At 68.4% G+C, this 11,146-nt stretch carries 11 protein-coding genes and 1 pseudogene; 6 read left to right on the top strand and 6 right to left on the bottom strand.

The window, feature by feature from the left end:
• The 3 genes and pseudogenes from GT354_RS36915 to GT354_RS36905 all read left to right on the top strand — a co-directional run.
• A pseudogene (locus tag GT354_RS36915) lies at nucleotides 1–198 on the top strand (hypothetical protein); the annotation flags it as partial.
• Between the two features lie 561 nt (nucleotides 199–759).
• Nucleotides 760–2,262, top strand: coding sequence for a nucleoside-diphosphate sugar epimerase/dehydratase (locus tag GT354_RS36910; protein WP_237535829.1), 1,503 nt, complete (start codon nucleotides 760–762; stop codon nucleotides 2,260–2,262).
• Nucleotides 2,263–2,355: 93 nt separating this feature from the next.
• Entirely contained in the window at nucleotides 2,356–2,784 is a 429-nt protein-coding gene (locus GT354_RS36905; RefSeq protein ID WP_161360749.1) for a pyridoxamine 5'-phosphate oxidase family protein, read from the top strand.
• Nucleotides 2,785–2,838: 54 nt separating this feature from the next.
• On the opposite strand, the gene GT354_RS36900 is transcribed toward GT354_RS36905, so the two are convergent.
• Together GT354_RS36900 and GT354_RS56025 are read right to left on the bottom strand one after the other, a co-directional pair.
• Nucleotides 2,839–3,540, bottom strand: coding sequence for an SDR family oxidoreductase (locus tag GT354_RS36900; protein ID WP_161360748.1), 702 nt, complete (start codon nucleotides 3,538–3,540; stop codon nucleotides 2,839–2,841).
• A 115-nt stretch (nucleotides 3,541–3,655) separates the two neighbouring features.
• Nucleotides 3,656–4,303 (bottom strand): DUF6086 family protein, encoded by a 648-nt coding sequence (locus tag GT354_RS56025; protein ID WP_272923952.1) that lies wholly within the window; start codon nucleotides 4,301–4,303, stop codon nucleotides 3,656–3,658.
• A gap of 265 nt (nucleotides 4,304–4,568) precedes the next feature.
• Here GT354_RS56025 and GT354_RS36885 point away from each other — a divergent pair, with 265 nt between their 5' ends.
• Together GT354_RS36885 and GT354_RS36875 are read left to right on the top strand one after the other, a co-directional pair.
• Nucleotides 4,569–5,042, top strand: coding sequence for a DUF5753 domain-containing protein (locus GT354_RS36885; protein ID WP_161360745.1), 474 nt, complete (start codon nucleotides 4,569–4,571; stop codon nucleotides 5,040–5,042).
• Nucleotides 5,043–5,367: 325 nt separating this feature from the next.
• The gene (locus GT354_RS36875; protein ID WP_202512705.1) at nucleotides 5,368–5,568 is read left to right on the top strand and encodes a DUF397 domain-containing protein; all 201 of its coding nucleotides are present in this window, start codon (nucleotides 5,368–5,370) and stop codon (nucleotides 5,566–5,568) included.
• Between the two features lie 248 nt (nucleotides 5,569–5,816).
• Here GT354_RS36875 and GT354_RS36870 read toward each other — a convergent pair whose 3' ends face one another.
• Genes GT354_RS36870 through GT354_RS36855 form a run of 4 tightly spaced genes read right to left on the bottom strand, consistent with a single transcriptional unit; the run spans nucleotide 5,817 to nucleotide 9,563 of the window.
• Nucleotides 5,817–6,173: a hypothetical protein gene (locus GT354_RS36870; RefSeq protein WP_161360742.1), complete on the bottom strand. Its 357-nt coding sequence runs from the start codon at nucleotides 6,171–6,173 to the stop codon at nucleotides 5,817–5,819.
• The gene (locus tag GT354_RS36865) at nucleotides 6,170–8,644 is read right to left on the bottom strand and encodes a DUF6531 domain-containing protein (RefSeq protein WP_161360741.1); all 2,475 of its coding nucleotides are present in this window, start codon (nucleotides 8,642–8,644) and stop codon (nucleotides 6,170–6,172) included. The genes GT354_RS36870 and GT354_RS36865 overlap by 4 nt, the downstream gene beginning before the upstream one ends.
• A complete protein-coding gene (locus GT354_RS36860) occupies nucleotides 8,644–9,216 on the bottom strand; it encodes a hypothetical protein (RefSeq protein ID WP_161360740.1) in 573 nt (190 codons plus the stop codon). The genes GT354_RS36865 and GT354_RS36860 overlap by 1 nt, the downstream gene beginning before the upstream one ends.
• Nucleotides 9,180–9,563 carry an SseB family protein gene (locus GT354_RS36855; protein ID WP_237535828.1) on the bottom strand — a complete coding sequence of 128 codons (384 nt, stop codon included), beginning with the start codon at nucleotides 9,561–9,563 and terminating at the stop codon, nucleotides 9,180–9,182. The genes GT354_RS36860 and GT354_RS36855 overlap by 37 nt, the downstream gene beginning before the upstream one ends.
• 162 nt (nucleotides 9,564–9,725) lie before the next feature.
• On the opposite strand from GT354_RS36855, the gene eno reads away from it, so the two are divergent.
• Nucleotides 9,726–11,006, top strand: a complete 1,281-nt coding sequence (gene eno / locus GT354_RS36850; RefSeq protein WP_161360739.1) for a phosphopyruvate hydratase — start codon at nucleotides 9,726–9,728, stop codon at nucleotides 11,004–11,006.
• Nucleotides 11,007–11,146: the final 140 nt, after the last annotated feature.

Genomic DNA, 11,146 nt, shown 5'->3' with positions numbered 1-11,146 from the left:
CGGGCCTTCTCCAACGGCGGCAGCGGGCTCGGTCAGCGGCCGGCCGGCGGCCGCGGCGGGATGATGCGCGGCGGTGCCGCGGGTTCGTCCGCCGGCCGTGAGGAAGAGCGCAACCGTCGCGACCGTGCCGACTACCTGCGCGAGGAAGAGGAGACGTGGGTCGGCGACCGACGCACGGCTCCGCCCGTGGTCGACTGACGAGAGACGGTCGGCTGACGGCTGACGGCTGACGGCTGACGGCTGACGGCTGAGGGGTGACGACTCACCGCTGAGGGTTGGCGTCTTTGGCTCGAACAGCCGTCGTGCGCAGCACCATTCGCCCCACTCGCGAGTTTCGCGGGTGGGGCGTTTTGCTGCCCGTTCGACGAATCGGCCGTGACCGGCGGTGAGTTCGGGCGATGTGCGGTGAGCGCGGTGAACGGCAACCGGCCGTTCGGCTACGGATCGCACACGGTAAAGGCGAAGTTGCGGGCGTTTGGGTAAAACCCCGACGGGGGTTCGAGGCGAGCCGTACGCTGAATCCCGAGTGCCGGTGGTTCCTGCGCGACTGTTGGCCCACCCGATACGCCTGGGCCGGAAGTGGCGTCGTGACCGTGAAACCACCGGGGTTGTGGGGGCAATAGGGGCAGTCGCGTACGACCGCCGGGGTGGGCGTGGTGCTGCGGGGCGGGACGCCAACCTGTACCGGTGTGTCGGTGCCGCATGTGGTCGGTGCACGTTCCGATGCCGATCACGCTGCACCTGACCAAGGGGGGCTTGATGGGTCGGAGTACAGCAGCGACGGACATGTCGGGGGCGGGTCTACGGACCCTGGTCGTGGGGGCCGGGTCGGCGGGCAGCGCGTTGGCGCGAGATCTCCTGCGCACACCCGATTTCGGATTGGTGCCGATCGGTTTTCTCGACGACGATCCCGACAAGGACGGGATCCGGGTCGCGGATGTGGACAATCCACAACATCTTCTTCCGGTGTTGGGCGGTCTGGACGACCTGACCGACGTGGCCCTCGCGCATCGCATCGAGGTGGTCGTGCTGGCCATCCCGGGGCTGCCGCACGAGGACTTTCGCAAGGTGGCCGCAGGCGCGGCCAGCGTCGGCGCCGCGGTCCGCTACCTGCCGTCCTTCCTGGTCGCGCTGCGTCGCGACGTGGTCGGCAGCGACATGCGCATGCTCGACGTCAACCGGTTGATCGGCCGGCAGGAATTACACGTCGTCTCGGCCTCCGTGCGCGAGGTCATCGCGGGCCGACGGGTCCTGATCACGGGCGCGGGCGGCTCGATCGGCAGTGAGTTGTGCCGGCAGGTGTACGGCTTCAACCCGAGCCGGATGTACATGCTCGACCACGACGAGTCCAACCTGCACCGGCTCCAACTCGACGTGTGGGGCGAGGCGTTGCTCGACGACGAGTCGTTGGTGATCGCCGACATACGGGACCGGCCGCGGATCGAACAGCTCTTTCACGACCTCAAGCCGGAGGTGGTCTTCCACGCCGCCGCGCACAAGCATCTGCCGCTCCTGGAGCGGCATCCGTGCGAGGCGGTCAAGTCCAACGTGCTCGGCACCGAGAACCTGGTGCGGGCCGCGCTCGACGTGGGGGTCGAGCGGTTCGTACTGATCTCCACCGACAAGGCGGCGGACCCGGTCTCCGTGCTGGGCGCGACCAAGCGGCTGGCCGAGCTGATCGTGCAGGCGAACACGCAGGCCCCCGGGGTCTTCGCGGGCGTCCGCTTCGGCAACGTGCTCGGCAGCCGGGGCTCGTTGCTGTCGGTACTGGCCGAACAACTGCGTGCGGGCGGCCCGGTCACGGTCACCCACCCGGACGTCACCCGCTTCTTCATGACCATCGAGGAGGCCGTGGGACTGGTCCTGGAGGCGGGCAGGATGGCCCAGGGAGGCGAGATCTTCGTGCTCGACATGGGCGAGCCGGTGCGCATCGTGGACCTCGTGCACAAGTTCGCCGAGCAGGTGAACATGCCGAACGTGCCGATCCGGTTCACCGGACTGCGTCCCGGCGAAAAGCTCAACGAGGCGTTGTTCTCCACGGCCGAGGAGCGGCTACCCTCCGAACACAAGCGGATCCAGGCCACGGTCCCGCCGGGACAGGCCCTGGACGCGGTGGTTCGGCTGCCCGAACTGTACGAGGCCGCGGCCGTCAACGACCCGATCACCGTGCGGGCGTTGCTGTCCGAACTCCTGCCGGGATACGTCACACCGGAGCCGGCCACTGTCGAGGTGTTGTCGGCGCCGTACCCGGACGACTTCTGACCGTGCCGCAGCCGGGATATCGAGTGACCGGTGGGGATGGGGGCGCAGTACGGTGATCATGGGGCCACTGTGCTGCGAAAGGCGGATCCTCCGATGATCCATCCCGAGTTGAAAGAGGCTCTGGACGCCATGCTCGGCGATCCGGAGCATTGGGTACACGTGGGTACGGTGACCCCGACGGGCGAACCGCACGTGACTCCGGTGATGCTCGCGTACGACGACGAGCACCTCTACCTCAGCCTCACCGGCCGCACGAAGAAGGCGAACCTGGAGCACGACCCGCGGGTCTGCCTGTCGATGGCCCGCGACGGCGACATCGCCCACGTCATCGTGTGGGGCGAGGTCACCATGCGCGAGGACGAATGGGCCCAGGAACGCTGGGAGTTCGCGATGCGGCACATCCTGGGCGAACAGGGGCTGGAACAACAACGCCGCCCGTTGACTCGGGAAGGCACCAGCCTGGGCGTGGTGACCCCGAAGCGGTGGCGGGTGTTCGGGTTGGGGCCGGGGCCGGGGTCCTGACGCGCTTCGGGCCTGCGTCGGCTCGCCGTTTGGGTCTTCCGGGGACGGCGTGGCCTACACCGGCTGGCCGATCGGGCGGACGACCACGGTGTTGACGTCCACGCCGTGGGGCTGCCGGATCGCCCATACGACGGAGTCGGCGAGCTGGTCGGCGGTCAGGATGCCCCCTTCGGGAGGGCCGCCGAGGCCGTCCCAGAACGGCGTCTCGACGCGACCGGGGGCGATCAGGGTGACACCCACGCCGTCGGCGGTGACCAGGCGACGGGTGTTCTCGGCGAGGCCGGTCACGGCCCACTTGGTGGCCCCGTAGAGGTTGCCGGGGGTGTGCACGAGGCCGGCGACACTGCCGACGAGCACGATGCGGCCGCGGCTCTCCTTCAGGGCGGCCAGGGACGCCCGGATCAGCACGGCCGGGCCGAGTACGTTGGTCAGGATCATTTCGCGCCACTCGTCCGGGTTCCCGTCGGCGATGGTGTCGGCGGTGGCGAACCCGGCATTGGCGACGACGGTGTCCAGGCGGCCGAACGCCGCGACGGTGGCCTCGACGGCGCCACGCACCGCGTCGTAGTCGGCGGCGTCGCCGGGGATGGTCAACAGCTCCTTGGGATCACCCGCCTCCGCGGCGAACCGCCGAAGCCTCTCTGCGCTTCGGCCGGTAACCGCCACGCACTGTCCGGCGGCCAACAGTTGCCTGGCCACCGCCGCACCGATGCCACTGCCGCCACCGGTGATCAGCACAACAGGTGACTCGCTCATTCGCACTCCCGGAGATCGTGGGCGACCAACGGCCGCGTCCATGAGGGGGATTGGATCACTTGGAGTGCACTCGAAGTCAACCGTCTTTCGGCCCCCGCCGCCGCGCGCGCACCGCTCAGCCGGAAAATCCGCTCCCGCGCTCGTGCGCCTCGGCCACCATCGCCGCCTGCTCGGCGTCGGCGGGTTCGATGGCCACGCCGAGCTTCTCCAGCAGCGCCAGAGAGACGACCAGCGGCCCCCGCAGAAGCAGCCGAAACTCCGGATGCGTGGTCGAAAAACAGGCCGCGAACACGGTGCGAGTGAACGCCTCGAAGACCGGCGGATCGATGTGCGACTCGTCCGAGTCGTTCGTGGCGATCCCGGAATCCACCCGAAGAACCGCACTCACACTCTCCGCCATGGCGAGGTAGAGGTGCGCGGGTCCCAGCGAGGGGTTCCACAACATCCGCCCACCGGACTCGAAACAATGACTCACCGGCCCCCCGCCCCATCTCCATCGCGAACCAGACGCGTTTCCCGCGCCCGATCGGCTCGTCGCCACGCGCGGGCCACAACGCTTCGAGCAGCGGCACACCTCGGCCGTGGTCGACGAGATCACCCGCCGGTGGCTCGGCCCGCACCGGCAGCACGCTGCTGCCGTCCTCGACACGACCACCACCCGACGCCCGCGAAAATCATGCAGCACCCGCACCCGCACCCGAGTACGCGGTGCGTAACGCACAGCATTGGCGACAACTTTGAGGCGAGCAACTCCCCTGCCCATTGGCCGCTTGTGGCCGCCTCTCGGCGTACCGTGCGCCAGGGTCTGCGCTCGGGAACGGTCCATGGGGGGTGATGAGAGATGGCCGTAACGCCCACTTACGCACGTCGGAGACTTGGCCTCGAACTCAAGCGACTCCGGCTTCGGGTGAACTTGACGGGGGAGTCCGTTACGGAAACGTGCGGCTGGAGTCATACGAAGATCGTCCGGATCGAGACGGCGAAGGTCTCGCTGTCGAGGCACGATCTCGGCAAGTTGTGCGGCCTCTATGACGCAAGCGAATCCGAAAGCCCTGTTCGACGCCTCGCCGTTCGTGCCTGACCCCGACCAGGCGGAAGCCTTGGTTCGTGTCCGGATGCGCCGACAGAAATTGCTGACCGACGATGTCGCAGTGTCGGTGACGATCGCTGCGGCCCTGTTGTACGTGTACACCGGAGGGCGGCACGTTCTGGAGGGACAGCTCCGACATCTGCTGGAGTTGGGCGAGTTGCCGAACGTCGAGATCCGCGTGATTCCCTTCGAGTCCGCAGCATGTCCGATCGAAGGAGGGATCACTGTCTTCGACTTCGACAATGAACACGAGCCGAGCGTCGCGGTATCCGAGGACCAGGGCGGGTTGGCAATCCGCGACGGCGACATCGAAATTCGGCGATACCGACGGGCGTTGGACCATCTGAAGTCTCATGCCCTGACGCCGGCCGACACCCAAAGCTTCATCCGTCGACGCCTGGAGGAACTGTGAACAACGACCACGCATGGCCTTGGCGCACCTCGTCCTACTCGGCCGCCACCAATGAGAACTCCTGCGTCGAGGTGGCCCCCCTCGCCACTGCCGAAGCCACCGCCGTTCGAGACACCAAGCGCCGCACCGGTGGCCACCTTTGCGTCGCGGCAGGCTCCTGGGCCACTCTCGTGACGTCCCTCAAGAACGCTACCGCAGGCCACTGACCCAAGCCCGAACGCGGCGACTCGCAGAGACGGACCGATCAATGCCGCTCGAACGCGGCTTAGTATCACGGACTGCCGGCCGAGACAGTGAAGTCGATCAAGCGGAGGTGGAGTCAATCGTGAAAAGTGCAACCGACTTTGCGTGGCGGACCTCGTCCTGCTCCTCGGCCACCGACAACAACACCTGCGTCGAGGTGGCTCCCATCGCCGACGCCACGGCCGTCCGAGACACCAAGTCCCGCACGCGCGGCCACCTTCGCGTCCCGGCCGACTCGTGGGTCACACTGCTGGGATCCCTCAGGGGGCGCGGCAAGCCCTGACAAGTCGGAAGCCCCGAACGCTGCCCGGGATGCTTCGACGCCGATTCCGTGCTCGTCTGGGCCTGGGCTCTCGAGCCAACGCTTCAGGGCTTCCGTGTCTTGTCAGAGAACCCTGGTCGGATGTCTGGGATGGGCAGGTCGTGCCGTCCCTTGGCAGTGCGTACCGGCGGACGCCTTAGCCGAATTGGCCACACGCCCCAAAACCCGGCGGTCGCCGAAGCGAACTTTCCCGATTCACCAGTTGGAGATCACCTCCAGGCATTGCCCAGTTCGGTCCGGGCCTGAGCTGCTGCTTTTCGGACTTCTTGCCACTCCGCAGCTTCGCCGAGCGCTTCCCGTTCCCAAAGATGATGGGAATCGTTTGCGATGGCATCCAGCCTTTCTCGTACCGGTCGAAGACGCTCGAAATCCGTCCGGCTCATCAGGTCGGCATGGAGACTCGCTCTTGCTGCGTTGAATGCATCGTCGAACTGGAGCGCGATCTCGTCGACGTCGACGTGCGAGGTTCTCAAATAGTCCAACTGTCGGTCTGGCGGTGAAGCGAGTACATCAAGAACAGTAAGAATCCACCGGTGGAATTTTTCAGCATCGAGTTCACTGCTCACCTGGTGGCGAAGCCGGCTGCGTTGAGGTGGCGGCGTAGGTTGCCCTCGCTGTCCCAGGTCCAGGATTCGCGGGCGCCGTCGGCGCGTTCGCGCCAGGCGGGTTTGCCTTCGGTGGTCCAGCCGGTGCGCGTGGTGTGGCCCAGCGGGTCGGTCGAGGTGACGATGCGGCCGAAGGCGTTGCGGGTGACGGTGGTGGTGGCGGCCAAGGGGTTGGTGACGGTCAGCGGCAGGCCGGCGGCGTCGGACGTCGAGCGGGTGGTGTGGCCCAGCGCGTCCGTGATGGACGTCATGTGGCCGGCGCCGTCGTAGGTATACGTCGTGACCGCGCCCGCTGCGTCCGTGTGGGTCAGGGCGTTGCCGCGTTCGTCGTAGGTGTACCTGCGGTGGCGGCGGTCCGGGCCGGTGATGGTGACGGGGCGACACAGGGTCGGGTGGTAGTCGGCGACGGTGAAGGTGCCGTCCGGGTTGACCGTCCCCGTCGGGTTGCCCAGGTCGTCGTAGGCGAGGCGGGTGGTGTGGCCGAGCGGGTCGGTGACCGCGGTCCGGCGGTTGTAGGCGTCCCATTCGGTGCGGGTCTCGCCGCCGAGGGGATCGGTCTCGCGGACGATCAGGCCCCAGTCGTCGTGTTCGAACTCGCGCACGGCGTCCAGGGCGTCGGTCATCCGGGTGACCCGGGTGACCGTGTCGTAGTCGAACGTGTTGTCCATGATGCCGTCGGAGCCCCAGCCGTGGACGCAGCGGCCGGCCTCGTCGTACTCGTACTGATACCAGGTGTCGTTTCGGTCGGTCCACGACGTGATGCGGTGTTGCGGGTCGTAGGTGTAACGGAGCGGCCTGCCCGAGGAGTTGGTGATGTCGGTGAGGTCACCCGAGTCGTCGTAGCCGAAGCGTATGAGAGGAACCGACGCGGACGGATCGTCCGTGCACAGGTGGGTTTCCGGGTCGGCGCCGAGCAGGCGAAGGCCCGTGACCAGTCCCGCCACCGAGTCGACCGCGATCCGGTAGCCCCCGGTGTGGGTGACCTCGCACGGGACGCCCGCGTCGTCGTAGCGGTAGTCGATTCGGTTCCCGTTGCGGTCGGAGAGCGAGCGGAGCGGCATCCGGGTGGACGCCACGCCCGGCAGGGACGCGAACGACCACGTCCAGCCACGCCGCGGGTCGGTCACCGTGAACGATGCGTCCGTCCGCACCAGCGGCCACCGCGACCCGCCGAACGGCAGCACCGACGCCCCGGCCTCCGGCATCGGATAGCGCAGCACGACCCCGTCGGCCGCCGTGAACCGCACCCCGTGCGGCCCGAGTTCGAGGTGCTGGTCCAGCGTCGAGGCCCAGCGCTCGCCGAACCACCGCCCCGCCGTGAAGTGCGTGCGGTGGCGGCGCCGCAGCACCAGCGGCAGCGCGCCCGGCAGCGTCACATCGGTTTGGTCCAGGACCATTTCGCCGGTGGCCATGTCCACCGGTTCACCGGCGAGGCCGCACGAGTCCTGGCCGCGGCAGTCCGGGTCGGCGTCGGGATGGTGATTCGGGTCCGCGTCCGGGTGGTGGTCGGGCTTTCCGTCGCCGGGGACGAGCTTGTCGACCTTCGTGATCGCGGACGGGAGCTTGCCCGCGCCACCGGTCGCGGCGGTGATGATCAGGTCGGGAATCATCATGCCGCCCGCGCGCAGCGGGTTCTTGCGCCATTCGTCCCAGTTGACCGCGGCCTTGGCGAACTCGATCGGGTGGGTGGTCGCGTACTTGAGACCCTCGGCGGTCGCGGTCAGATCGGTCAGGTAGCCCTTGGGGTCGATGGCCGCGCGGATGGAACTGGTCTTCCACGCGGAACTCGCCAGGTCGAAGGTCGCGTCCTTCGCGCCGCCGCCGATCTCCTTGATGCCCTCGTACATCGTCTTCCACGGACTCTGGCCCTCGGGCGCGTCGTCCGCCCCGTCCTCCAGCACGCGCATGCACGCGTGTTCGGCGTCGCCCAAGTCGTCCCGGAGACGACCGAGCCGGCGCTCCGCGTCCTTCATCGCGCTGTCTCCGGGGTCGTCGTCCGGAGGCTTCGCCAACGACATCGTCTTGTCGTCGCCGCGTTCGACGGCTGCCTTGTAGTCGGACTTCGCCGCGTCGTACTGCGCCGACTGCGCCCGGGCCTGGTCGGCGGCCGGGATCAGTTCGCTGCGGGCGGTGTCCTGGGCGGTCCGCAACTCCATCGCGTAGACCAGGAGTGCGCTCGCCGCCTTCTGGAACGCGCCGGCACCCTTGGTCAGGGTCTTGGGCAGACCGCTCATCTGTTTGCGAAAGCCTTCGGCCGCTTCGCCGCTCCAGGATTCGGCGGCGCTCATCGTCCCCAATCGCCCTGCGGCGTCCTTCGATCGCCCCGCGTAGGTCGACAGCTGCCCTGCCAGACGTTCCAGCGCCTGCCAGTTGCCCGGGATCAGGCTCTCCGCGGTCGATCCGGCCGGTATTCGGTTCTTGTTCTTTCCCATCAGGCGCCTGCCCCCTGCGGTTTCGCGGGGGCGGCGGTCACGCCCTCCGGTGGATTCGGATTCGGGACGTAGACCGGGTGCCCGTCGGCGTTCACGGTCGGGGCGCGGACCACCTTGCCCTGGGCCTCGGCCGCCGCCAGTTGCTCCGGATTCATCACGGAGATCGGTGGGTTCGGGTTGGGGATGTACTGGGCCGTGCCGTCGGGCAGGTCGTTCCTGAGCATCAGGCCCGTGGCGACCGCCTCGGCGAGGTCGTACTGCTGGACCGTGACGGCGAGCGCCTGCGTGATCGCCTCGCCGTCCTTGACGACCAGGCCCATCGCGTGGCCCCAGCGGCGAAGGAACTCCTTGGCGGTGCGTTCGACGCCTGTGGTGCCGTCGGCGCCGAGTCCTTCGGTCATCTTCTCGTGGTGCTTCCACACCTCGCGGGCGACCTCCAGCGAGTCCAACAGCGGGGGAATCACCGCCCGTACGGTCTCGACGTCGACGGCGAAGGCGCCGCTGCCTCCGCCGCCGTCCGGGGCCTGGTTCACCATCAGCCGGCTGCCGCAGGTGCGTCTTCGGTTGTCCACAGGGTTCGGCTGAGCAGGTACGGCTGTGGCCCGGCCAGGTCCAGGCCGAGGTCGTAGCCCGGCGGCAGGAGATCCAGCAGGTCCGAGCCCAGGGTGGAGAACCACGCGCCCTGGCCGGCGAAGCGGGCCAACTGCTCCAGTGAGGTGAAGACCGGCACCATGCCGTCACCGGGCACCCCGAGCGCTCCGAAGCCGGGCGACTCCGGCTGCGCGCAGTACAACCGGGCCGCGCGCAGCGCCTCCCGCAGCGCCGCCGGATCGCCGCGCCCGGCGGCCAGTTCGGCGGTCTCGCGCAGCAGATCCACCGAACCGTCGGCGGCTTCGCCGTGCGTGTCGTGCTCGGTCATGTGTACGCCCCCGTCGTCGACCGAGCGTCACAGTAGCCAATCTGTTCGTGTCTGCGTCACCGGATAGTCGCCGTGTGCTACCCATTCCCGGGCGAATCGTGAGTCGGGCCCCTACTAGGCTGGCCACGAGATCAGCGTGCCCCCGTCATCAAGGAGAAACTCGTGCCGTCCATCGACGTCATCCACGCCCGGGAGATCCTGGACTCCCGAGGGAATCCCACGGTGGAGGTCGAGGTCGTCCTCGACGACGGAAGCTCGGGTCGTGCCGCGGTTCCGTCCGGCGCTTCCACCGGTGCCTTCGAGGCCGTCGAGCTTCGGGACGGCGACGAGAACCGCTACGGCGGCAAGGGCGTACAAAAGGCCGTGGACGCGGTCAACGAGCGCATCTACGAAGAGATCGCGGGCACCGAGGCCGACGACCAGCGCCTGATCGATCAGGCGATGATCGACCTCGACGGCACCGAGAACAAGAGCGAACTGGGCGCCAACGCGATCCTGGGCGTGTCGCTCGCGGTCGCGCACGCCGCCGCCGAATCGGTGAACCTGCCGCTGTTCCGCTACCTCGGTGGCCCGAACGCGCACGTGCTCCCCGTGCCGATGATGAACATCCTCAACGGTGGTGCGCACGCCGACACCAACGTCGACATCCAGGAATTCATGATCGCGCCGATCGGCGCGGAGACCTTCGCCGAGGCCGTGCGCTGGGGCACCGAGGTGTACCACTGCCTCAAGTCCGTGCTCAAGGCCCGCGGCCTGGCCACCAGCGTCGGCGACGAGGGCGGCTTCGCGCCGAACCTGGAGAGCAACCGCGCCGCGCTCGACCTGATCGTCGAGGCGATCACGATGGCCGGCTACACGCCGGGCACCGACATCGCGCTCGCGCTCGACGTGGCCGCGTCGGAGTTCCACACCGACGGCGCGTACGTCTTCGAGGGTGCCAAGAAGACCTCCGCCGAGATGTCGGCCTACTACGCCGAACTCGTCGCGGCGTACCCGCTCGTGTCGATCGAGGACCCGCTGGACGAGAGCGACTGGGAAGGCTGGGTCGCGCTCACCGCGCAGCTCGGCGACAAGGTGCAGCTCGTCGGCGACGACCTGTTCGTCACCAACCCCGAGCGCCTCGCCCGGGGTATCGACGAGAAGGCGGCCAACGCCCTGCTGGTGAAGGTCAACCAGATCGGCACGCTGACCGAGACCTTCGACGCCGTGTCGCTCGCCCACCGCAACGGTTACCGGTGCATGATGAGTCACCGCTCCGGCGAGACCGAGGACACGACGATCGCCGACCTCGCGGTGGCCACCGACTGCGGCCAGATCAAGACCGGCGCCCCGGCGCGCTCCGAGCGGGTCGCCAAGTACAACCAGCTGCTGCGGATCGAGGAAATCCTCGACGACGCGGCCGAGTACGCCGGTCGCGGCGCGTTCCCGCGCTTCGACGGCTGACCTGCGGTCGACACAGCAGCCGGCACAGCGGTCGCCACAGCGGCCGGCACGTAGTCACGCGCGGGCGGCGCCGCCGGGACCGGACCGACGAGACGGCGGGAGGGCCGCGTGAGCGAGCAGCGCGGGAGCGGTCGCAGGAC

Origin of the sequence: Streptomyces sp. SID3343 (genome assembly GCF_009865215.1) — a bacterium.
Taxonomy (GTDB): domain Bacteria; phylum Actinomycetota; class Actinomycetes; order Streptomycetales; family Streptomycetaceae; genus Embleya.
Note: the sequence above shows the minus strand (reverse complement) of the source record. Positions and strands in the feature narration are given on the sequence as shown.